This is a genomic window from Rhodococcus sp. 3258 (assembly GCF_031456475.1).
Taxonomy (GTDB): domain Bacteria; phylum Actinomycetota; class Actinomycetes; order Mycobacteriales; family Mycobacteriaceae; genus Rhodococcoides; species Rhodococcoides fascians.
Genome location: NZ_JAVDUT010000004.1, coordinates 245,829 through 268,721, shown reverse-complemented (window position 1 = coordinate 268,721; position 22,893 = coordinate 245,829). Strand labels below are relative to the sequence as shown.

The 22,893-nt window shown below is 64.8% G+C and carries 20 protein-coding genes and 1 tRNA gene; 8 read left to right on the top strand and 13 right to left on the bottom strand.

Translation table 11 applies throughout. The features are described 5' to 3' along the window. Positions 1 to 5 precede the first annotated feature (5 nt). The gene (locus J2X62_RS14895) at positions 6 to 1,190 is read left to right on the top strand and encodes an SPFH domain-containing protein (RefSeq protein ID WP_027497042.1); all 1,185 of its coding nucleotides are present in this window, start codon (positions 6 to 8) and stop codon (positions 1,188 to 1,190) included. On the opposite strand, the gene J2X62_RS14890 is transcribed toward J2X62_RS14895, so the two are convergent. From J2X62_RS14890 to J2X62_RS14880, 3 genes are read right to left on the bottom strand one after another with little or no spacing between them, the layout of a single operon-like run. Further along, on the bottom strand, positions 1,191 to 1,700 hold the full coding sequence (locus J2X62_RS14890) for a hypothetical protein (RefSeq protein ID WP_027497043.1): 510 nt from the start codon (positions 1,698 to 1,700) through the stop codon (positions 1,191 to 1,193). Next, positions 1,697 to 2,296, bottom strand: coding sequence for a hypothetical protein (locus J2X62_RS14885; protein WP_027497044.1), 600 nt, complete (start codon positions 2,294 to 2,296; stop codon positions 1,697 to 1,699). Before J2X62_RS14885 ends, J2X62_RS14890 begins: the two co-directional genes overlap by 4 nt. Positions 2,297 to 2,327: 31 nt before the next feature. Continuing rightward, a complete protein-coding gene (locus J2X62_RS14880) occupies positions 2,328 to 3,044 on the bottom strand; it encodes a TVP38/TMEM64 family protein (RefSeq protein WP_310181480.1) in 717 nt (238 codons plus the stop codon). Between the two features lie 299 nt (positions 3,045 to 3,343). On the opposite strand from J2X62_RS14880, the gene mutA reads away from it, so the two are divergent. From mutA to meaB, 3 genes are read left to right on the top strand one after another with little or no spacing between them, the layout of a single operon-like run. Then, a complete protein-coding gene (gene mutA, locus J2X62_RS14875; RefSeq protein ID WP_027497046.1) occupies positions 3,344 to 5,224 on the top strand; it encodes a methylmalonyl-CoA mutase small subunit in 1,881 nt (626 codons plus the stop codon). Continuing rightward, a complete protein-coding gene (gene scpA, locus J2X62_RS14870; protein WP_283549096.1) occupies positions 5,221 to 7,491 on the top strand; it encodes a methylmalonyl-CoA mutase in 2,271 nt (756 codons plus the stop codon). Before mutA ends, scpA begins: the two co-directional genes overlap by 4 nt. 2 nt (positions 7,492 to 7,493) lie before the next feature. Further along, complete coding sequence (meaB, locus tag J2X62_RS14865; protein ID WP_032370517.1) at positions 7,494 to 8,492, top strand: methylmalonyl Co-A mutase-associated GTPase MeaB; 999 nt, start codon at positions 7,494 to 7,496, stop codon at positions 8,490 to 8,492. On the opposite strand, the gene J2X62_RS14860 is transcribed toward meaB, so the two are convergent. Both J2X62_RS14860 and J2X62_RS14855 read right to left on the bottom strand, forming a co-directional pair. Further along, the gene (locus tag J2X62_RS14860; RefSeq protein WP_310181478.1) at positions 8,469 to 9,542 is read right to left on the bottom strand and encodes a nucleoside hydrolase; all 1,074 of its coding nucleotides are present in this window, start codon (positions 9,540 to 9,542) and stop codon (positions 8,469 to 8,471) included. The genes meaB and J2X62_RS14860 overlap by 24 nt on opposite strands. Continuing rightward, positions 9,539 to 10,009, bottom strand: coding sequence for an OsmC family protein (locus tag J2X62_RS14855; RefSeq protein ID WP_310181477.1), 471 nt, complete (start codon positions 10,007 to 10,009; stop codon positions 9,539 to 9,541). The genes J2X62_RS14860 and J2X62_RS14855 overlap by 4 nt, the downstream gene beginning before the upstream one ends. Before the next feature lie 306 nt (positions 10,010 to 10,315). Here J2X62_RS14855 and proP point away from each other — a divergent pair, with 306 nt between their 5' ends. After that, positions 10,316 to 11,746, top strand: coding sequence for a glycine betaine/L-proline transporter ProP (proP, locus tag J2X62_RS14850; RefSeq protein ID WP_370878783.1), 1,431 nt, complete (start codon positions 10,316 to 10,318; stop codon positions 11,744 to 11,746). Here proP and J2X62_RS14845 read toward each other — a convergent pair. The 5 genes from J2X62_RS14845 to J2X62_RS14825 all read right to left on the bottom strand — a co-directional run bounded on the left by J2X62_RS14845 (position 11,735) and on the right by J2X62_RS14825 (position 17,695). After that, complete coding sequence (locus tag J2X62_RS14845; protein WP_283549094.1) at positions 11,735 to 13,063, bottom strand: CoA transferase; 1,329 nt, start codon at positions 13,061 to 13,063, stop codon at positions 11,735 to 11,737. The genes proP and J2X62_RS14845 overlap by 12 nt on opposite strands. Before the next feature lie 5 nt (positions 13,064 to 13,068). After that, positions 13,069 to 14,334 (bottom strand): trans-acting enoyl reductase family protein, encoded by a 1,266-nt coding sequence (locus J2X62_RS14840; protein ID WP_222063115.1) that lies wholly within the window; start codon positions 14,332 to 14,334, stop codon positions 13,069 to 13,071. 38 nt (positions 14,335 to 14,372) lie between these two features. Next, positions 14,373 to 15,869, bottom strand: coding sequence for a glutamate-cysteine ligase family protein (locus J2X62_RS14835; protein ID WP_032388394.1), 1,497 nt, complete (start codon positions 15,867 to 15,869; stop codon positions 14,373 to 14,375). Positions 15,870 to 16,003: 134 nt separating this feature from the next. After that, on the bottom strand, positions 16,004 to 17,467 hold the full coding sequence (locus J2X62_RS14830) for an SDR family NAD(P)-dependent oxidoreductase (protein ID WP_201009365.1): 1,464 nt from the start codon (positions 17,465 to 17,467) through the stop codon (positions 16,004 to 16,006). A 142-nt stretch (positions 17,468 to 17,609) separates the two neighbouring features. After that, positions 17,610 to 17,695, bottom strand: a tRNA-Leu gene (locus J2X62_RS14825). 193 nt (positions 17,696 to 17,888) lie between these two features. On the opposite strand from J2X62_RS14825, the gene J2X62_RS14820 reads away from it, so the two are divergent. After that, positions 17,889 to 19,247: a M20/M25/M40 family metallo-hydrolase gene (locus J2X62_RS14820; protein WP_080729261.1), complete on the top strand. Its 1,359-nt coding sequence runs from the start codon at positions 17,889 to 17,891 to the stop codon at positions 19,245 to 19,247. 16 nt (positions 19,248 to 19,263) lie between these two features. Beyond that, on the top strand, positions 19,264 to 19,791 hold the full coding sequence (locus tag J2X62_RS14815; RefSeq protein WP_027497057.1) for a YbhB/YbcL family Raf kinase inhibitor-like protein: 528 nt from the start codon (positions 19,264 to 19,266) through the stop codon (positions 19,789 to 19,791). 57 nt (positions 19,792 to 19,848) lie between these two features. On the opposite strand, the gene J2X62_RS14810 is transcribed toward J2X62_RS14815, so the two are convergent. From J2X62_RS14810 to J2X62_RS14800, 3 genes are all read right to left on the bottom strand, one after another. Then, positions 19,849 to 20,919: a quinone-dependent dihydroorotate dehydrogenase gene (locus J2X62_RS14810; protein WP_222063140.1), complete on the bottom strand. Its 1,071-nt coding sequence runs from the start codon at positions 20,917 to 20,919 to the stop codon at positions 19,849 to 19,851. A 92-nt stretch (positions 20,920 to 21,011) separates the two neighbouring features. Next, positions 21,012 to 21,251 (bottom strand): DUF5703 family protein, encoded by a 240-nt coding sequence (locus tag J2X62_RS14805; protein WP_027497059.1) that lies wholly within the window; start codon positions 21,249 to 21,251, stop codon positions 21,012 to 21,014. Positions 21,252 to 21,332: 81 nt separating this feature from the next. After that, complete coding sequence (locus tag J2X62_RS14800; protein WP_027497060.1) at positions 21,333 to 22,358, bottom strand: YncE family protein; 1,026 nt, start codon at positions 22,356 to 22,358, stop codon at positions 21,333 to 21,335. On the opposite strand from J2X62_RS14800, the gene J2X62_RS14795 reads away from it, so the two are divergent. Then, a complete protein-coding gene (locus J2X62_RS14795; protein ID WP_228139215.1) occupies positions 22,357 to 22,890 on the top strand; it encodes a hypothetical protein in 534 nt (177 codons plus the stop codon). The two genes, J2X62_RS14800 and J2X62_RS14795, sit on opposite strands and share 2 nt — an antisense overlap. The last annotated feature ends 3 nt before the right edge of the window (positions 22,891 to 22,893 follow it).

Sequence of the window (22,893 nt, the reverse complement as noted above, 5' to 3'; positions counted from 1 at the left end):
AGCCAGTGGAAGCACTCATAGCACTGGCCGTCATCGTTGCGTTCGTCGCCGTGTTGATGGCCAAGTCCATCTCGATCGTCCCGCAAGCCGAGGCAGCAGTGATCGAAAGACTCGGTCGGTACACGCGTACCGTGTCCGGTCAGCTCACGTTCCTCGTCCCGTTCGTCGATCGCATCCGTGCGAAAGTCGATCTGCGAGAACGGGTCGTCTCGTTCCCGCCGCAGCCGGTCATCACCAAGGACAACCTGACGGTGTCGATCGACACCGTCGTCTATTTTCAGGTGACCAATCCACAGTCGGCCGTGTACGAGATCAACAACTACATCGTCGGTGTCGAGCAGTTGACCACCACCACGCTGCGTAACGTCGTCGGCGGAATGACGTTGGAAGAGACTCTGACGTCCCGTGATTCGATCAACGGTCAGCTCCGAGTGGTGCTGGACGAGGCCACCGGTCGGTGGGGTCTTCGAGTCGCCCGCGTCGAGCTCAAGAGCATCGACCCGCCACCCTCGATTCAGGAATCGATGGAGAAGCAGATGAAGGCCGACCGCGAGAAGCGCGCGACCATTCTCACGGCCGAGGGGCACCGTGAATCGGCGATCAAGACAGCCGAGGGCGACAAGCAGAGTCGAATCCTCGCTGCCGAAGGCGGTAAGCAGGCGGCCATCCTCACTGCCGAGGGTGAGCGGCAGTCCAGAATTCTGCGGGCTCAGGGTGATCGCGCCGCGAAGTACCTCGAGGCGCAGGGGCAGGCGAAGGCCATCGAGAAGGTCTTCGGTGCCATCAAGGCGGGTAAGCCCACTCCAGAACTGTTGGCCTACCAGTACATGCAGACGTTGCCTCAGATGGCGCAGGGCGACGCGAACAAGGTGTGGATGATCCCGAGCGATTTCGGCGACGCTCTCAAAGGGTTCGCCAAGACCCTCGGAGCCCCAGGCGAGGACGGGGTGTTCCGATACGAGCCCAACGAGTCCGCGGGCAACGAGCCGAAACCCGAGGACGACTCGGACGAGGTTGCGGAGTGGTTCGAGACCAAGACCGATCCGGCTGTCGCCGAAGCCGTCAAGGCCGCCGAGGCGGTGGCCCGTAAGCCGGTGGACACGTCGTTGGCCGCATCTCCGGAGCTGTCCAAGGGTATGGATATCGGTGCCCTGTCGGCATCTCCCGAGGCAGAACCGGAAGCGCGCTGATCACGAATTGATCGCGAATCCCACGCCCGCTGCCGCCAGTGCCCACAGAACGCTGGCGAAGGTGCCGATGATGAACTGTTCGGAGGCGTGGGATTCGCGCAGTTCGGGGTAGCGCGCAAGTCCTTTGACCGCCAGTACGATGGCGATTCCCTCGGGCCAGCCGGTGAGAATGGATACCGCAACCGCTACACGTTCGAGAATTCCTATCGTCAACCCTCCACGCAGCGGCTCGACCGGCTCGTCGTCGGTCGAGTCGTTCTGTCGTCTGGCGACGCGAAAGACGCTCGGCACCACGGCAGTGCCGCCGACGGCGGCCACGGCAACGCTCAGGACGACTCCGACTGCATGACCGACGCCGTGTGCCGGCCCGGCGAGCGTGGCAAGCACAGCGGCTGCGGTGAGCAGAGTCGAGGCAGCCACAGTGGGGACCCACAGCCTGATGCGGTCGCCGGCCGGGACGAGGGCGACACCTGCCGTCAGAGCCAGAAGAACGAGGGCGACGACGATCATGACGTGTGACTTCCTGTCGCGTCAGCCGCGTTCAACAACCTCGCGGCAAGGGTGCGGCCGGCATTTTCGACGTGCCAGCCGGCGACGGAAAGTCGTTGCGACATAGCCTGTTTGCTGATACCGAGCCTTTCGGCCGCGTCGGTCTGCGACATTCCCTCTGCCATGAGCGCAACCGCCTCTCGGCCCTGGTCCGAGCGACGAGCGACGAGTATGGCAACCAAGGTCGATGCGGTTTCGGCGTCCTCGGCCGCTTCCGGCTCGGGTCCGGTGACGGCGAGCGCAGCAGGCGCATTCTTCGCTCTGGTGACGGCGTCTCGGGCAGCCTCGAATGCCTGGCCCCGGCCGGCGCGCGTCGTGTCGGGTAACGGAAGCTCGACCGAACCGACGCCGATTCCCACGCTCCAATGTGGCGTCGCCACCAGGTCGAGGGCGATCGCGACGACGGTTGCTGCGTCCTCACAGACGGCCTGGACCTCGTCGCCTGCGGTGCGTTCGAACGGGCGGATCAGATCGAAATCGCGATACCGGTCCAGTAGATCGGGCACGCGATCGATGTCACGTCTGCTGCGACGCTGGTCGACGGTCATCACGAACATGCGACAAGGCTAGAGCGTTGATTTGATCAAGTCAAGCTTCCAGGCTTGATTGTCCCGAATCAAGGTTCTCGCCGTGACGCCTGTTCTCCGGTGCCGATGCGGCCTCACGAGTCCGCGACAAACGCCAGTCGACGAACAACCCGCTCACGCCGATCGCAATGCAGATCCCGGACAGCACCAGCAGTACCGGATGGGTCTGCCCGCCGATTGCTCCACCGATCACCACGATCCCGAGGGTGCCGGGCAGCATGCCGGCGGCAGTGGCCAGAGCGAAGGGGACAAGCCGAACCGCCGACACACCGCAGGCGTAGTTCACCAGAGAGAAAGGCACCGGGGCGATCAATCGCAGAGAGCCGACCGCGAGCCACCCTCGTCGGCGCAGGCTCTCGTCGACAGAGTCGAGAGCTGAATGCGACATTCGCGCCGCCACGGCTTCTCGCCCGATCGCCCGAACCAACAGCAGGGCGAGGACCGCGCTGACCGTAGAGGCGCCGATCGTCACCGCCAGACCGGTGAATGGCCCGAACAGCACTCCGGCGCTCAATGTGAACAGGGTTCTGGGAATGGGTGCAATGGTCACCAGTGCATGGACGGCGAAGAACACGAGCGGAAACGCAGGACCGACCGAGGTGCCCCACTGGCGCATCTGCTCGACACTCGGATGCGGGGCGAACACCGCAACGACAGCCAGGACGACGATCACCGCCAGTAGCGCGATCAGACGAAGGTCGCGCAGGTGCCGGGTCACGAGAGGCAAGAGTACCGGCGTGAGATGACAGAACGGTTCGGGAGCGGAGCCTGCGGAGTGACCCAGGGGGCGGGAGCGGAGCCTGCGGAGTGACCGAAAGGGGGCGGGAGCGGAGCCTGCGGAGTGATCGAAAGGGGGCGGGAGCGGAGCCTGCGGAGTGACCAGACGGTTCGGGAGCGGAGCCTGCGGCGTGGGTCACCGAACGTGAGGTGATCCTCACGATAGCCTGCATGTAGGTGGGGTTAGCATCACTTCAAGTCGGGTGTAGGACTGCCCGCCGAACCGAGGGAGCAGCACACGTGTCCATCGCGTCGCACGAAGATGCCGCACGCAGTGCCCACGCGGCCTGGCAGCAGGCGGTGGCCGGGGTCCTGGCCAAGTCTCGCCGGGTCGATGTGGCCGATCTGCCTGCCGATCCCGAACATCTTCTCGATTCCACGACGTACGACGGAATCACGGTGTCTCCGCTGTACACCGCGTTCGACGAGCGCCCCGAGGGTCCGTTGCCGGGGCAGTTTCCGTACCTGCGGGGGCGTGATCCGCATCGGGACGTCAACGCGGGCTGGAAGGTGTGCACGCGTCACGGTTCCGACGTTCGTGACGGTGTGCCCGCGCTGAACGGTCAGATCCTCGATTCGCTCGCCAACGGCACCAGTGCGCTCTGGTTGACGGTGGGGTCGCGTGGGTTGGATCCGTCGGATCTGTCGGAGGCTCTCCGTGGCGTGCTGCTCGAGCTGGCCCCGTTGACGATCGATGCCCGCAGGGATGTTCGCGCGGCAGCGACGGCACTGTTCGACGTTCTCGATGCGGCAGAAATCGACGATCGCGCCGCCGTCGACGTCAGACTCGGAGTGGACACTCTCACTGCTGCAGTGGCAGGCACGGAATCCATAGAGATGGCCGAGGCGCTCGACCTGGCCCGCGCGTGCATCGACCGCGCCGAGTCGATGCGTGCCATCACCGTCGACGGCACCGTGTTCCACAATCTCGGTGCGTCGGATGCGCAGGAACTGGGTGCGTCGATCGCGGCCGGGCTCGAGTACGTCCGATCGATGACCGAGAACGGTGTGGCCGTCTCGGATGCTTTGCGCCAGATCGAGTTTCGATTCGCAGCAACCGACGACCAGTTCCAGACCATCGCCAAGTTTCGCGCTGCTCGCATTCTGTGGGCACGGATTGCGCAGGTGTGCGGTGCGCCCGACGCCGGTGATGCTCCTCAGCATGCGGTGACGTCGGAAGCGATGATGTCGCAGCGCGATCCGTGGGTGAACATGCTGCGTACCACTCTTGCGTCGTTCGGCGCCGGAGTGGGTGGTGCGGATTCGGTGACGGTGCTGCCGTTCGACGCGGCACTGAACGGTGGCGCCGCCGGAGTGTCCAAGACGTTCGCTGCCCGTATCGCGAGAAACACTCAGTTGCTCCTGCTGGAGGAAGCCCATCTGGGTCGGGTTCTGGATCCGGGTTCGGGCTCGTGGTACATCGAGGAACTCACGGCTGCGGTTGCCGCGACGGCGTGGGACTTCTTCCAGACCATCGAAGCGTCGGGCGGATTCGCTGCAGCAACCGCGGACGGTTCGCTGGTCGCCGACATCGAGAAGACCCGTGCAGAGCGCGAGTCCGACATCGCGCATCGCATCACTCCGCTGACCGGTGTCAACGAGTTTCCCAATCTGGCCGAGGCCCCCCTGACTCCCGAGCAGACGCAGCCTGCCGGCTCGGCACCCGTGTATCGGTACGGCCGGGCATTCGAGTCGCTCCGAGATCGATCCGATTCTTATCTGGCCCAGCATGATTCGCGACCCCAGGTGCTACTGGTCCCGTTGGGGACCGTCGCCGAGCACAACGTCCGGACGACCTTCGCGTCCAATCTGTTGGCGTCGGGCGGAATCGAAGCTGTCAACCCCGGCCCCCTGGGCGTCGACGCTGTCGCCGGTGCTGTCGAAGCGTCGGGAGCCTCGATCGCCGTGGTATGCGGAACCGACAAGCGCTACGGCGACGAAGCCGCTACTGCCGTGGATGCTCTGCGTGCAGCAGGGGTCTCGCGGGTCTTGCTCGCCGGCCCGGAAAAGATCTTCGCCGGCGTCGACGGCCCGTCCCGTCCTGATGGATTCCTGACCGCAAAGGTCGACGCCGTCGCCGTGCTGACCGAACTTCTCGACACGCTGGGAGCCTCGAAGTGAGTACCGACGAGAACCGAATCTCGCACACCATCGGCAGTTTCGCCGACGTACCGCTGGTCGATCCCGACGAGCCGACGCCGTCGCCGCCGTCCGCGGAGGACGTGGCCACACACGTGAAGAACGGTGCCAAGGCCAACTTCTACACCCCTGAGCAGGTGGTGTGGTCCACTCCCGAGGGCATCGACGTCAAGCCGGTGTACACCGAGGCAGACCGGGATGCCGCCGAGGCCGAGGGCTACCCGTTGCACAGCTATCCGGGTGCCCCGCCGTTCCTCCGCGGGCCGTATCCCACGATGTACGTCAACCAACCGTGGACCATTCGCCAGTACGCCGGATTCTCCACCGCAGCCGAGTCCAACGCCTTCTACCGCCGCAACCTCGCGGCCGGGCAGAAAGGCCTGTCGGTGGCGTTCGATCTGGCCACGCACCGGGGCTACGACTCCGATCACCCGCGAGTGCAGGGTGACGTCGGAATGGCCGGTGTGGCAATCGATTCCATCTACGACATGCGACAGCTGTTCGACGGTATCGACCTCGGTAGCGTCTCGGTGTCGATGACGATGAACGGAGCGGTGCTGCCAATTCTGGCGCTGTACGTCGCCGCCGCGGAGGAGCAGGGCGTCGGGCCGGAGAAACTCGCCGGCACCATCCAGAACGACATCCTCAAAGAGTTCATGGTGCGCAACACCTACATCTATCCGCCGAAGCCGTCGATGCGCATCATCTCGGACATCTTTGCGTACACCAGCGAGAAAATGCCGAAGTACAACTCGATCTCCATCTCCGGCTACCACATCCAAGAAGCCGGTGCCACAGCCGATCTCGAACTCGCCTACACCCTCGCGGACGGTGTCGAGTACATCCGAGCCGGCCTGGACGCCGGCATGGACATCGACACGTTCGCGCCGCGACTGTCGTTCTTCTGGGCCATCGGAATGAACTTCTTCATGGAGGTTGCCAAGCTCCGCGCCGGGCGGCTGCTGTGGGCCGAGCTCGTCCAACAATTCGAGCCCAAGAGTGCCAAATCCCGTTCCCTGCGCACTCATTCGCAGACGTCGGGTTGGTCGCTGACCGCACAGGACGTGTTCAACAACGTCGCCCGCACCTGTGTCGAAGCCATGGCCGCGACCCAGGGCCATACGCAGTCCCTGCACACCAACGCGCTCGACGAGGCACTGGCGTTGCCGACCGACTTCTCGGCCCGTATCGCCCGCAACACTCAGCTACTCATCGCGCAGGAATCCAACACCGTTCGGCCGATCGATCCGTGGGGCGGGTCGCACTACGTCGAGTGGCTCACCCATCAGCTGGCGAATCGGGCTCGCGCACACATTGCGGAGGTCGAGGAAGCGGGCGGCATGGCGCAGGCCATCGGCGAAGGCATTCCGAAGTTGCGCATCGAGGAGGCGGCGGCTCGTACCCAGGCGCGCATCGACTCCGGCCGACAGCCGCTGGTGGGCGTCAACAAGTACGTGCCCGACGAGCCCGACACCATCGAGGTACTCAAGGTCGAGAACTCGAAGGTGCGAAAAGAGCAGATCGAGAAGCTCGAGCGTCTTCGTACCGAGCGGGACACTGCCGAGGTCGAGGCGGCACTGGCGAACCTGACTCGGGCCGCAGCGTCGGACCAGCCGGGCATGGAGAACAATCTGCTGGCTCTCGCCATCGATGCCGCCCGCAAGATGGCCACCGTCGGTGAGATTTCCGACGCCTTGGAGAAGGTCTACGGGCGCCATCAGGCGGAAATCCGGACAATCAGTGGTGTGTACCGCGATGAGGCAGGTAAATCCGAGAACATCACCCGCGCCACCGCGCTGGTCGAACAGTTCGCCGAGGACGAGGGCCGTCGTCCTCGTGTTCTGGTGTGCAAGATGGGGCAGGACGGACACGACCGAGGCCAGAAGGTCATTGCCACGGCGTTCGCCGACATCGGCTTCGACGTCGACGTCGGTCCGTTGTTCCAGACGCCCGAGGAGGTTGCCCGGCAGGCAGCGGACAACGACGTCCATGTCGTCGGAGTGTCGTCACTGGCGGCGGGCCATCTGACGCTGGTGCCCGCCTTGCGACAGGCCTTGGCCGACGTCGGGCGCGAGGACATCATGATCGTCGTCGGTGGCGTCATCCCGCCCGGCGATTTCGACGAGCTCTACGCAGCGGGTGCCGCGGCGATCTTCCCTCCGGGCACCGTCATCGCCGACGCGGCGATCGGTCTGGTGGAGAAGCTGTCCGTTGCGCTCGGGCATGCACCACGCGAGGCCAACGCCTGAATATGAACTCTCCGAACAAGGGCCGCGTCATCGACATCGATGCGGTGGCCGAGTCGGTCCGAGCGAACGAACGATCCGGGCTCGCCCGGGCGATCACGTTGGTCGAATCGACCCGCTCGGATCATCGTGACTTGGCACAGCGGTTGCTGCTTCGGGTGTTGCCCGACGCCGGCGGATCGCACCGGGTGGGCATCACCGGGGTTCCGGGGGTCGGGAAGTCGACGTTCATCGATGCGCTCGGAATGCGGTTGATCGAACAGGGACATCGGGTCGCGGTGCTTGCGGTCGATCCGTCGTCGACGCGGACCGGTGGTTCCATCCTGGGAGACAAAACCCGGATGTCGCGTCTCGCGGTGCAGGAGAACGCGTACATCAGGCCGTCGCCGACCTCGGGAACGTTGGGCGGAGTCGCACGCGCGACGAGAGAGACCATCGTGTTGCTCGAAGCCGCAGGGTTCGACGTGATCCTGGTCGAGACCGTGGGCGTGGGCCAGTCCGAGGTGACGGTCGCGAACATGGTCGACTGCTTCACGTTCCTCACGCTTGCGCGTACCGGGGATCAGTTGCAGGGCATCAAGAAGGGCGTTCTCGAACTCGCAGATCTGGTGGCCGTCAACAAGGCCGACGGCAAGCACGCGACCGACGCGAAGAACGCGGCGCGAGAGTTGGCGGGTGCACTGCGGCTGATTTATCCGCACGATGCGATCTGGAAGCCCCCGGTGTTGACGATGAGTGCCATCGAAGGCACCGGCCTCGACGAGTACTGGAACACGGTGCTCCGCCACCAGCAGGTGCTCCGTGACGCAGGCGAGTTCGCCGAGAAGCGGCGCAAGCAGCAGGTGGACTGGACGTGGACGATGGTCAACGATCAGCTACTGCGTCGGTTGGCTCAGAGCCCGTCGGTGAAGGCAATTCGAGACGACGTGGAATCTCGCGTGCGCGACGGGTCGCTCACGGCGGCGTTGGCCGCTCAGGAGCTACTCGACGCCTTCGATTCCTGACGCCTGCTGTCCCTGCTGGGTGGGGTACAGAGTCGCCGCCAGCTCGCCGACGCGTTCGACGAGCTGATCGAAGAACGCCTGAGGATCGGCGTGGGTGGCGATGGCTGCGTTCGGAGGCTTGCCCCACATTCCGCGCCAATCCGCCACCGTCGTTCCGCGAGTGAGGGTTCCGACCAGTTCCACGTCCACGGTCGCGTGCCGGTAGGTGGCGATATCCGGTTGCACCGCCACTGCTGCGGCGAACGGATCGTGCATGTGGGCCAGGAACCCCTGATCGTGATCGCGATGGAATTCGAAGTAGAAGCGGACCGCGTCCGAGAAATGACGCACGATCGGGTTCGAGGCCGTCGATCGCGTCCCCGGCGCATCGGTCGACGAGATCAGCTCGGCCGGAACGCTTCCGGCGCGTTCACCGAGAAGGCGAATATGCTCGGGTGTCATCTCTATGGTCTCGGTGATGTCGAGTGCGCAGACGATCGGGCGGCGGTCCTCGGGTAGTCCGGAGAAAGCGGCGAAGACCTCCGCTGCAGCCTCGGGGTCCACCGCGATGTTCCACTCGCTCGTCGGCGTCGTGTTGCCCTGATGCTGAAAAGCACCACCCATCAACACCAATCGCTTCAACAGCCGAGGCAACTCGGGGTCTCGGCGAACCGCCAGCGCGAGATTGGTCAGCGGACCGGTGACGAGACCGGTGATCTCACCCGGTCGCGAGCGAACCAACTCGATCCACATCGTGGTGGCATCGCGTGCGGACAGGTCCCGACTCGACACCGGCAGCTCCGCATATCCGATGCCCTGCGGCCCGTGAGTGTCCTCGGTGGTCATCAGTGGTGAAAACAACGGCACCTGCGCACCGAGCGACACTTCGATATCGGCCGCGCGGCACAGGTCGAGCCAGGCCAGGTTGTTCGCGGCGACCTGGTTCACCGGCACGTTACCGGCGGTGGACGCTATGCCGAGGATCTCGGCCTCGTCGGTGGCCAACAGGTAGAGCAGTGCGAGCGAGTCGTCGATCCCGGTGTCGACGTCGACGATCATCGGTACGGTCATGCGTTCACCCGAGTCGTCGGGTTGTGGCGGACCGGGAAGTTGACCGATCGGGCGATGAAGCACTTGGCTGCGGCCTCGGCGTGCAGTTCCTCCGCACGGGTCACTATCGAGGAATCGGCGACCGTCACTATCGGAGCCAGGGTCACCTCGACGAACTGTCCCGAGCCGTCGGATTGCTCGGTCATGACCCCGGTGGGGGAGTCGACGTAGTCGGTGACGGTCACGTGCGACGCGGCGGCCAACCCGAGGTACCACAGCATGTGGCAGCTCGACAGCGACGCCACGAGTAGCTCCTCTGGATTCCACCGCTCGGGATCGCCGCGAAAGCTCGGATCGGAACTGGCCGAGAGATCGGGTTTTCCGGGTGCCGTGACCAAATGATCGCGGTCGTATGCGGCTGCATTCGCCGTCCCGTGTCCGCGATTGCCGGTCCAGCTCACGGCCAGGGCGTAGTCATGGGTGGGCATGGGTCCATCGTGCCAGGCCGCCGTCCACCGTCGTCACGCACGCTGGGGAGTCCTGTCCGTATTGCGATCAATGCGCCAATTGTCTAGGTAGTGGCCAAGATTCGATCGACCGACCTCTACCTGGGGGAATGCACGCTCGTGCGTGCCGATGTCCGTTTCGGTGTTTGTATGCTGGTCATTGCGCTCGCTAACGTTGCTGCAATGACGGTTGCGCAAGGTCCAGAATCGCCCGAGTCGTCACCCCAGATCCCGAAATGGGGCCAGCGCCACGTACAGCGTCTGCGGCGTGACGCATTCTTTAAACGTATGCGTCGCAAGCCGGCGATGTCGGAAGAAAGCATCACGGTCGTGGACCAGCCCATGCTCAAGCGGGCCGTGTCTGCTGCGGCACTGGGCAACACGATGGAATGGTTCGACTTCGGTGTGTACGGCTATCTGGCCGCGACACTGGGCAAGGTGTTCTACCCGGACGCGTCACCCGCAGTCCAGTTGCTGTCGACCTTCGCCACGTTCGCGGCCGCGTTCGTAGTACGGCCACTCGGTGGACTCTTCTTCGGCCCTCTCGGCGACCGCATCGGACGCCAGAAGGTCCTGGCCGCCACCATGATCATGATGTCGATCGGTACGTTGGCCGTCGGCCTGATTCCCAGCTACGACTCCATCGGAATCTGGGCTCCCATCCTGCTGCTCGTCGCCCGCCTGGTTCAGGGATTCTCCACCGGTGGTGAATACGGCGGTGCCACGACCTTCATCGCCGAATATTCACCCGACAAAAGACGAGGTTTCCTCGGCAGTTGGCTCGACTTCGGTACTTTCGTCGGATACGCGATGGGGTCCGGATTGGTGACGATTCTCAATGCGGTTCTGGGCGACGCCACCATGATCGAATGGGGCTGGCGCATACCGTTCTTCATTGCCGGACCGATGGGCATCATCGGTTTGTACCTGCGCCTCAAGCTGGAGGACACCCCCGCGTTCCGCAAGCAACTCGACGAGCACGACTCGAAGGTCAAGGCGCAGGAGACCGGACGCAGCTCGATCGGAAAGATCTTCACGGTCCATTGGAAAGCACTGCTCATCTGCATGGGAATCGTGTTGCTGTACAACGTCACCAACTACATGGTGACCTCGTACCTGCCCACGTACTTCACCGAGGTCGTCGGTCGCAGCCAGCTCAGCGCCGATCTGCTGGTCCTGTCCGCGATGGTCGTGGTCGTGTCCATCATCGTGGCCGTCGGTCGGCTGACGGACCGAATCGGCCGCAAGCCGGTGTTCGTGTTCGGTGCCATCGGACAGATAGTCCTGGCCATCCCGTGCTTCCTGCTGATTCAGCGCAGCGGATGGATCGGGCCTCTGATTGCGTGCCTGCTGCTGGGAGTGGTGTTGGCGTGCTTCGCCGCACCCAGCGCCTCCACCTTGCCTGCACTGTTCCCGACGCGCGTGCGCTACGCCGCACTGTCGATCGGATTCAACCTGTCGGTGTCGATCTTCGGCGGCACCACACCGCTGGTCACCTCGGCCCTGGTCAGTTCCACCGGCAGCACCATGATCCCGGCCTACTACCTGATCATCAGCGGCGTCATCGGTCTGATCGCCGTCGGTTTCCTCCGCGAGTCGGCTACTCAGCCACTCGATGGTTCTCCGCCCCAGGTGGATTCGACCGAGGAGGCCAAGGATCTGTACACCGAGGCTTCTGCGCTGACCGGGAGTAGCTCCGCAGACCGGTCAGCGCGGTAACCAACCGGCCTCGTCGCTACCCCAGACGTGAGCCGGGTACGCGTAGTCGGAGTAGCAGTCGAACACCGGTCGCGCTGCCGTCACCGAGCCGTGCGTGACCACGCACTCGGGTGGCGGTAGCGCGGCGGGGCCGTGTTCGGGGTCGCGCCCGGGAAGACCGGTCAGCCACGCCGCCGTTGCTGCGAGCGCTACGTCGACCGGTGCCGCAGTGCCCGACCCTTCTACGCGCGCCGCCAGTTCCGAGACGATTCCGGCAGCCAGCAGATAACCGCTCGCATGATCGAGCGCCTGAGCCGGAAGCCGACCGGGCCGACCGTCACGGCCTTCCAGAACAGAGATACCGCTCGCAGCCTGAACGAGGCTGTCGAAGCCCCGCCGCCGCGACCAGGGACCCTCTGTGCCCCATGCGCTGATGCGCCCGTGGACGAGGTCCGCCCGGTGTTCGAGGCCGAAACGATCGAGGGCCCCCGGCCGATACCCGGTGACGAGCACGTCGGCCGAGTCGAGGAGCCCGAGCATCCGATCGAGTCCCTCCGCCGTGTCCAGGTCCAGCAGGGCCGACCGCTTGCCCTGGCCGTTCTCCAGATGCTGCCAGGGCAACTCCGGGTGCCGGGGCGAATCGACACGGAGCACGTCGGCACCGAGAAGTGCGAGAGCGCGCGTAGCGACAGGACCGGCAATCACCCGCGTCAGATCGAGCACCCGAATACCCGCCAACGGGTATTCGGCACCGTGTGGCCGAAGCGACGAAAGCAGCCGGAACGACGGAATGCGCACTCGGGCAGCCGGATCGGCCGCACTTCGTGTAACGACCGGACCGGAGCTCGCGGCAATACCAGCGGGGTGAGCGGACCATTGTTCTTCCGTGCGGACCCGCACGGCCAGAGCGCCCGACGCCGCGCACAGCTCTTCGAGCTCGAACCCGGACATTCCACGGAGTCGATCGCCGAACACGTCGATCGACTCCGCCGAGCCGGCGCCACCGAGGCCCACCACACCGAGCAATGCCTCTCGGTGGTGTGGGTAGTTGGCGTGGGTTCTCACCCAACCGTCGGACACCGGGAAGAAGCCGGACAGATCGGCGAAACCCTGCACCGGCTCGCCGTCGATCCGCAACACGGTGTCGCCCATGAACGACGCGGTGATACGCGCCATGGACGCTGTCGGCGTCACCGTCTCGGAATCCGTCGTCACCGATCCCAGCGCGCTTTGCAACTGGGCGACGGCGGTGCCGAGGGCACCGACCGACTCGGCGGCGAGCGCCGCGACCGGAAGTGTCGATGCGAGATATCCAGTCGTGCCCGACGTTCCCTGCACCGCAATCAGTTCCGCTTGGCCCAGATCTCCATGCCGGCCGCATTCAGACGGTCCACCAGAACGTCGCCCATGGCGGTTGCGGGAGTGAGAACTCCGCTGGCTTTCGGCAGTGCGTCTCCACCGAGAACCAGCGCGAGTGCGGACTCGGCGAGCATGACCGCCGTCGCCTTGTAGCCGGGGTCGCCGGACGCTTTGACCCGGGCCCGGTATCGCGCCCCGGACGTCGTCAGGGTGTATAGATCGACCGTGAAATGGCCCTTCTCTCGGGCCTTTTCACTGGGGCCGCTACCGGGCTTGGGCAGGATGCGATCGAGCACCTTGCCCGGCAGTACCGTCATGGCCGATACTCCGACGAACAGTCCCGCCGACAATGCGCCGGCGAGCACCGGGCTGACGACGGACGAGCCGACGCTCATCACCTCGCTGTACCGGAACTGCTTCCCGTAGGCCCAGTCTCGAAGTGCATTACTACGCCGCACGACTCGTGTGTTGTACGAGGCCATCACGAACGGAGCCTTCCACCCGCGCAGGCTCGGATCGATCTTCTTTCCGTCGATGAGCACGGTATCGAGTTGGCGGCCGAGCTGAGGCTCGAGGCTTCGATCGGGGCTCAGCGAATACGGACGGGCCGCGATGCGTCGGGCCCGCTTGTCCTTCTTCATGGCCTCGATCTGACCACGGAGCGAGTCGACGGTACCGCCACTGACCCCGCCCGACATCGAGGTGACCACGAGCGTGGTGTCGGTGAGTTCGCCCGCATTGTCGGCCGTGACGGCCTCGTACAGAGCGTGGACACCGATGTCGGACGGAACCGAGTCGAACCCGCACGAGTGGACGATCCTGGCACCGGTACGTTGTGCGATCTCGTGGTTGGTGTCGATGCTCTCGCGAGCGAAGAGCACCTCGCCGGTGAGGTCGACGTAGTCGGTTCCGGCCTCGGCGCACGCAGTTGCCAGTGGCATGCCGTACTTGGCATACGGGCCGACCGTCGTGATGACGACTCGGGTCGATTCGGCCATGGATCGCAGCGCAGCGGTGTCGGCGGCATCGGCTTCGATGACGGGCCAGTTCTGGGCGGTGGGTCCCAGTTCCTTTCGCGCTGCCTCGATGCGTCCGGTGGACCTGCCTGCCAGCGCGATACGGGTGTCGGCAGGCGCGTGTTCGGCGAGGTACTTCGCCGTCAGCTTTCCTACGAATCCGGTGACGCCGTAGACGACGATGTCGTGGGTGCGGTCGGGGCCTGAGGTGAAATCCGAGTCGGACGTAGTCATGGTTACGACACTAACGCGGACGCCGCCGGCAGCGTCGGCTAGTGGGTCCAGGTGTGCACGGGTTCTCCCGTGTCCATCCTGTCCACGTAATCTCCCAACATCCCCGCGAGAGCCTGCTCCCGACTGTCGCCGGCCCGTTCGCGCGCGACGACGGCGGCTCGCTGCCACCCCGAACCCGACTGCTTGGCCAGGCACCGCGCTTCGACAATGCCGAGATAGCGGTCACGTACGGCGGAGTCGACGCCGTACGCGGCGAGACCGGCCTCGGCCATCGGAAGCAATCGGCGCAGTACCAGCTCCTGCGGACTCACCCAGCCGACCTCGGGCCAGTAGAGCATCGAATCGAACCCGCCGCGGGCTGCGGAGTGCACGTTCTCCTCGGCGGCATCGAACGACATCTGCGACCACAGGGGCCGATCGGCATCCGCGAGAGCCCGTACGGTGCCGTAGTAGAACGCGGCATCGGCGAGGGTGTCGACGACTGTCGGCCCGGCAGGCAGAACGCGGTTCTCGAGCCGGATGTGGTGCCCGTCGCCGGATCGATCGTAGATCGGCCGGTTCCACCGGTACACGGTTCCGTTGTGCATCCGCAGTTCCGACAGGGACGGCGTATCACCTCGGGCCAGAGCGGCTTTGGGGTCCTCTTCGCTGCACACCGGGAGCAGGGCGGGGAAGTAGCGCGAGTTCTCCTCGAACAGGTCGAAGATCGAGGTGATCCATCGCTCCCCGAACCACACTCGCGGGCGAACTCCCTGGTTCTTGAGTTCCTGCGGCCTCGTATCGGTGGCCTGCTCGAACAACGGTATGCGGGTCTCGTGCCACAGTGCACGCCCGGCGAGGAACGGCGAGTTCGCGGCGAGCGCAACCTGAACACCCGACAACGCCTGTGCGGCATTCCAATACGACGCGAACTCGTCAGGGGCGACTTGCAGATGCAGTTGGACGGACGTGCAGGCCGCCTCGGGCAGAATCGTGTCGGTCACGATATCGAGGTTCTCGGCGGCCGCAGACCCGGGCAGACGCACGCCCGCGATCTTCAGTTCGATGTCCTCACCACGGGCGGCGAAGATCTGCTGGTTCAGTAGGTCGTATCGCGGATTCGCCGACAGCCAGCGGTGTTCGAAGTGTTCCTTCGTCAGAGTCGGGAGCATGCCGATCATGGCAAGTCGACTACCCGAGCCACGGGCCCGCTCGTCGGCAGCATTCAGCGATCGCCGCAGATCCGTCTCCAACTCGGCGATCGACGAGCCCCGCAGCGGTCGAGGATCGACGTTGATCTCGATGTTGAACTGGCCCAGCTCGGTCTGATAATCAGGATCGGCGATGGCGTCGAGTACCTCGGCATTGGCCATCGACGGTGCCATGTCCTCGTCTACGAGGTTGAGCTCGATCTCCATGCCGATCTGGGGTTCGCCGACCTGGAACGTCTCGTCGGCCAACATGATGGCCAATGCGTCGAGACAGTCCTGAACCTTCTGCCGAAACTGGTGTCGGTCCTGTCTGGTGAACTTTCGGCGTTCGACATCCTCGCCCATGGTGACCGCCTCACGCTGTGTCTCGGTGCCGTTCGCTCACGCGAGACGGCGTCGTTTCCGAGTATCGCAGCCCGGGGTTGCTCCGGGGCATCCACGTGCAGAATCGCCCGGAGGAACGACGCCGGGGCCGATCGTCACCAGGGCGAGGGCTGGTAATCCTTGAGGAACGAGCCGTACAGATCGACTCCGAGTTCGCCCTGCACGATGGGGTCGTACACCCGCGCAGCACCGTCGACCAGATCCAGCGGCGCGTGGAAGCCCTCGTCGGCCAGCCGCATCTTGGTGGGGTGCGGGCGCTCGTCGGTGATCCATCCGGTGTCGACGGCGGTCATCAGGATGCCGCTCTCCACCATCTCCTTGGCACTGGTGCGAGTCAGCATGTTCAGTGCCGCCTTGGCCATGTTGGTGTGCGGATGCCCCGGGCCCTTGTATGCCCGACCGAACTGACCCTCCATGGCAGAAACGTTGACCACGTACTTGCGTCGAGCCTGCGACGCCTCCATCGACGCGCGCAGGCGTGAGACGAGGATGAACGGTGCCACGGAATTGCACAGCTGCACTTCGAGCAACTCGACCGGATCGACCTGCTCGACGGTGTGAATCCAGCTGTTGGTCTCGGCGAGGTCGGGCACCAGGCCGCCCGCGTCGATCGCCAGTCCGTTCTCGATGCGCTCCGCTGTCACCGAACCCGCCACCATCGCCAGAGACGCGACGTCGTCTGCGCTCAAAGTCGCCGAGACCTGCTGACCGCCGATCGCCGTGGCCGGCAACGAGCTGGCCAACGACGCAGGGTGGGCGTCGCTGGTCTTGCCGAACGTGATCCGTTCCGGCCCGGCACCGTCGGTCAGTGCCGCGGGCAACGGTTCCGCTTCGGCGTCGGCCAGCGCGCTGTACGAGCCGGGGGAGCGCTTGACCGTCTGCGCAGCGTTGTTGATCAGGATGTCGAGCGGTCCCTCGGCGGCGACCGAATCGGCAAGTGCCACAACCTGAGCGGGGTCTCGTAGATCGATACCGACGACGCGCAGGCGGTGCAACCACTGATCGCTGTCGTCCATCGCAGCGAACCGGCGCACGGCATCGTTGGGAAAACGCGTGGTGATCGTCGTGTGTGCGCCGTCGCGGAGCAGCCGGAGGGCGATGTACATGCCGATCTTCGCCCGACCTCCGGTCAGCAGTGCTCGCCGGCCGGACAGGTCGGTTCGTGCGTTGCGTTTGCCGCGGTTGAGCGCCGCGCACTCGGGACACAGCTGGTGGTAGAACGAATCGACATCGGTGTAGCGCTGCTTGCAGATATAGCACGGGCGCGCCCTGATCAAGGTGCCCGCGATCTCACCCTCGGCGCGCGAGGTGAGGGACAGACCTGCGGTCTCGTCGTCGATACGATCCGGGGATCCGGTCGCCGTGGCCGCCACGACTGCCCGGTCGGCTGCGCTGACGGCGTTGCGTGCGGCAACGCGTCGAGCACGCTTGAGATCTTTGAACATGGCACCGGACGCCCGCTGGACGGCGATGGAATCCGGATGATTCTTGTCCAGCTCGGCGGCTTGTGCGAGCACCCGCAGACACGTGTCGAGATCGGTGGGGTCGATCGAGTCCATCTTCAGTCTCCTAGCATCGGCCCGGTCGAGCCGTCGACGTGAGAACAACGAAAAAGACCCCGATTCCGAAGAATCAGGGTCAGTTTCGTCTGTCTCAACTCAGATCTTTGAAAATCTTTGTCTGTGAACAACATTCAGACGGTGTCCGAGGGGGGACTTGAACCCCCACGTCCGTTAATAGGACACTAGCACCTCAAGCTAGCGCGTCTGCCATTCCGCCACTCGGACATGTGCGACCGTTGCCGCATATTCTCTTGTTGCTCTCACAGCTGGTCGCTGTGCGCTGCGTAAGATTATCCGACGGGTTCCCGATAACCCAAATCCCCACGTCAGTTCATGCGTCGAGCGGTTTTCGGTGGTGCCCCGACCCCTCGGTGATGGTAGGAACGACGATGTGGCAAACGATTCGAACGATCCCGAAGTGAGCAATGCCCGAAGCCGAGGAGAACGCGCTCCCACCGTCGCTCTCGACGAAGTGGTGGAGCTGGTCAGCTCTCTGATCAGGTTCGACACCTCGAACACCGGCGAACTCGACACCACGGTCGGCGAGAAGGAATGCGCCGAATGGGTGGCGAGCAAGCTCGAAGAGGTGGGGTACGAGACCGAGTACGTCGAATCCGGTGCCCCCGGACGCGGCAACGTCTTCGCCTGGCTGCGCGGCGCCGACTCGTCCCGTGGAGCTCTGCTCGTACACGGACACCTCGACGTCGTCCCGGCCGAGCCGGCCGACTGGAGTGTGCACCCGTTCTCCGGAGCCGTCGAAGACGGCTACGTCTGGGGTCGAGGTGCCGTGGACATGAAGGACATGGTCGGGATGGCACTGGCGCTGGCCCGCCAGTTCAAGTCGAACGGCACGGTTCCGCCCCGCGACATCCTGTTCGCGTTCCTCGCCGACGAGGAGGCAGGCGGCAAGTACGGATCGCACTGGCTGGTCGACAACCGACCGGATCTTTTCGAGGGCGTCACCGAGGCGGTCGGCGAGGTCGGTGGGTTCTCACTGACGGTCGCCCGCCCGGACGGCACCGAGAAGCGGCTCTACATGGTCGAGACGGCGGAGAAAAGCCTGGCGTGGATGCGGCTGACGGCGAAGGCGCGGGCCGGGCACGGATCGTTCCTGCACGACGACAACGCCGTGACCTACCTGGCCGAGGCCGTGGCGAAACTGGGCAATCACACATTTCCCCTGGTGCTCACCGAGTCCGTATCGCAGTTCTTGCAGGCGGTATCCGAGGAATCCGGACTCGATTTCGATCCGACGTCACCGGACATCGACGGCACCCTGCTCAAGCTCGGCAGCATCGCCCGCATCGTCGGCGCGACCCTGCGCGACACGGCGAACCCCACGATGCTCTCGGCCGGCTACAAGGCCAACGTGATTCCGCAGACCGCGACAGCCGTGGTGGATTGCCGCGTACTGCCCGGCCGCCAAGCCGCCTTCGAGAAGGAGGTCGACGAACTGATCGGCCCGAATGTCGAACGGGAATGGATCACGAAGCTCGAACCGTACGAGACCACGTTCGACGGGGATCTCGTCGACGCGATGAACGACGCGGTCCTCGCGCACGACCCCAACGGCCGCACCGTGCCGTACATGTTGTCCGGCGGCACCGACGCAAAGGCGTTCGCGCGCATCGGAATTCGTTGCTTCGGGTTCGCTCCGCTCAAGCTTCCGCCCGAACTCGATTTCGCGGCGTTGTTTCACGGCATCGACGAACGAGTACCCGTGGAGTCGTTGGAGTTCGGCACACAGGTGCTCGAGCACTTCTTGATGCACAGCTGATACGAAAGGAACCATCGTGGCGTACAACCCATACGACTCGCTTCCGGACCTACCGTCCTTCGAGTTGACGTCCGAGGATGTGCAGGACGGCAAGCCCCTGAAGGCCCAGCAGGTCAGCGGAATCATGGGAGCCGGTGGACACGACAACTCCCCGCAGCTGTCCTGGTCCGGATTTCCCGAGGGCACCAAGAGCTTCGCGGTGACGGTCTACGATCCCGACGCACCGACCGCCTCGGGGTTCTGGCATTGGGCCGTGGCGAACATTCCGGTCGAGACGACGTCGCTGGTCTCGGGAGCAGGCGACGACGGTGGAACCGGGGTGCCCAGTACGGCCGTGACGCTGAAGAACGACGCGGGCCTATTCCGGTACATCGGTGCGGCCCCGCCCGCAGGACACGGCCCACACCGCTACTTCATCGCGGTGCACGCCGTGGACGTCGATCGGCTCGAGGTCGACGAGACGGCGACCCCGGCGTACCTCGGGTTCAACCTGTTCTCGCACGCCATCGGACGTGCCGTGATCACGGGTACCTACGAGGCCTGATCTGGGTCTCGTCGTGCGCGTTTTGCGTACCTCTGGGTACGCAAAACGCGCACGCTGTTAGATTTTGTTCTCCGAACCCACTGCGTCGGCCAGACGAGCGAATCCGTGCTGCTCGAGTCGGGACAGCAGACCACGGTTGATGTTCCTGATCCACAGCGGTCCGCCGTAGATGAACCCGGTGTATCCCTGCACCAGGGACGCACCGGCAACGATGCGCTCCCAGGCCTGCTCTTCCGTTTCGATTCCTCCCACCGAGATCAACGTCAGCTCCGTCCCGACCCGGCGGTAGAGGCGCCGGATGACGTCCAGCGAGCGAGCCTGCAGCGGAGCACCGGACAGCCCGCCTGCACCGATGGCCGCGACCGCCTCCGCGTCGGTACGGAGTCCCTCGCGAGAGACAGTCGTGTTGGTCGCCACGATGCCGTCGAGGCCCAGTTCGACAGCCAGATCAGCGACGGCGTCGATGTCCTCGTCGGACAGGTCCGGCGCAATCTTGACCAATACCGGTACCGACACCACCGACTGCACGGCAACGAGAATCGGCCGCAACGATTCGACGGCCTGCAGATCCCGTAGACCCGGCGTGTTGGGGGAGCTGACATTGACGACGACAAAATCTGCCAGAGGGCCTAGCAAGCGGGCGCTGGTGGTGTAATCGGCGGCGGCATCCGCCGGCTCGACGATCTTCGTCTTGCCGATGTTCGCACCGATGGGAATCCGCGTTCTGCGCGAACGCAGTTTCGCGGCCGCGTACTGCGCACCGTGGTTGTTGAAGCCCATGCGATTGATGATCGCGCGGTCGAGAGGCAGCCGGAACAGCCGAGGCGTCGGATTGCCGGGTTGCCCCTGCGCAGTCACGGTGCCGATCTCGGCGAACCCGAACCCCAGCGGGGCCCACGCATCGATGCCATCGGCGTTCTTGTCGAACCCGGCGGCAAGCCCGAGGGGGGCCGGAAATTCGATGCCGAATGCCGTGGAACGCAACCGCGGATCGTCGACGACGAACAGTGCACTTGCCAGCTTACGAAGCGGAGTAAGCGCCGCAACAGCCCTGAGAACACCGAACGCGAGGTGATGAATCCTCTCCGGTGATACGAGGAACATCAGGCGCAACAGGACGCGGTACAGACGGTCTCCCACGGTCTTCTTTCCGGTTGGTACTTCAGGGTCGGTACTTCAGGGTCGTTGTTCGGAGTCGATCGATGCTGTCGTCGAGCCGTTCAGATTCCGGGCTCCGGCACATGATGGGCGGTTTTCTTGCGCTTGAGCAACACGCGGCGACTTCCGTCGGTGTACAGACGTACCCGAGACAGCTCCCAGCCGCCGAATTCGGCCTGAATCGCGAGCCGCATCGATGCGGTCACGCGAGTGACGTCCGGTGGCAACCGGAGAGGGACGTACTCCCAGTCGTCGGACGGGGACACCTCCCACCCGACGGGCATCTTCGCTCGGCCCGGCATCGAATTCTCGTGTGCGTTCACGTGCCTCCACCATTCTCGAGGGTCGTTCCTGCGGGTACCGTCTCCTGCCGATTCAGCAGGTCAACGGCCCGCGGCGGGGATGCGCTGCAGCCCGTCCCCGGTCGCCGATCCCACGTACAGATCGCCGGTATCCGCGTCGACGGCAACCGAGTTCGGCTGTCGCACAGTGGGCAACCGTTGCGCCTCGACCGGAATTCCGGTGTCGAGTGTGTACCCGACCACCTCGTTGCGAGCCGGCAAGGTGACCCATGCAATACCGGATTGTTCATCGTAGGCGATCGCCCAGGGCGCGGACCCGACCGGAAACCGTTGCCGCATCAGCAGATCGTGCGAGGTGAAGACCAGCAGCTCGGTGCCGGTCGAGTCGGTGACCAGAAGTCGTCCGTACTCGTCGCTGGTCATCTCGGCGGCGCCTTCGCCCGCGCGCAGGGCCACACCGAGGGTGTCGTCGTCGAGGTTCAGATCGGTGATCGAGGTCTGGCGGCGATCGAGTACCGAGACACCGTCCGGTGTGCTGGCCAACGCGTCGGCCGAGGTCACGCCCGGTCCTGAGACCGTGCTCGTCACCTGTCCGGCGGCGTCGAGAATGCGGATACGCCCGGTGGCGTCACCGACCGCCGTGGTGCCGTCGGGTAGATCGGCAGCCGACAGAGTCCGGCCGTCGACGGGGGTATCGGTGCGCTGAGCGTCTGCCACGGTGATCCTCGAGAGAACTCCGTCCATCGGAACCAAGACACTCGAGTCGCGCCCGGCGACCAGCTCTGCAGCGGATCCGCCCAGATCCACCACGCGGGGCTCGCTCGACGCCTCCCCGTCCACCAGGCTCACGGTGGTCGACGCGTCGGTCAGGGCAACCAGAGTGCGCGTTGCAGAATCGAAAGTCAGTGCGTCCACGGGAGCGAAGGCGCGGACGACTCCGGCCGGAGCCACTGCAGTCGCGGGGGACAAGGCCGGCGGCTGCGGCTCGACGGAGATCTCGTCGGCGTTCTCGTCCTCGCTCGAGCAACCACCCAAACCGACGAGTGTGACGACGGCGAGCGCGGACGCCACTGCCGTCCTGGCCGTACGTGCCGACGGTGTTCGCATGGAACCGAACCTACTTCCTGTGGTGACTGCCCCTGGTAAGGCGCTGCCACATCTGTACCAGCGCGCGTCGACCTCGGCGAAATCGACAGCCCGGGACTCGGTGCCGTTCGTCGGGGGCGCGGAGACGGTAGCGTGTTCGATCGGCATCGAATTCGTGAACGAGCACGACATGGGAGCGGATGTGGGATCCGAAGGAACGCACTTCGTGGTCGAGGAAGTGAATGCGGGTACGCACGCCAACGGCTTCGGCAGAACCGACGACGGACGCGCGTTCGCGTTCAGAGTGCAGCGCAGCACGCTCTACGTGAAGATCTATCGGGCCGATGTCGTGTCGGCCGTGCCGGATCGAACCGAAGTGGACGCCGTCGCCGAGCACTCGGTCACCGAGATCGATCTGACCGACGAACGCAGCATCATCGGGGTGGTTCGTGACGCAGTCGCTCACGCTCAGCAGCTGTCGGATGTGTCACTGCGAGACACGGCAGTCCGGGCCTTCTTCAATCGCGTCAACTCTGCGCTCGAGGGTTTCTGAACC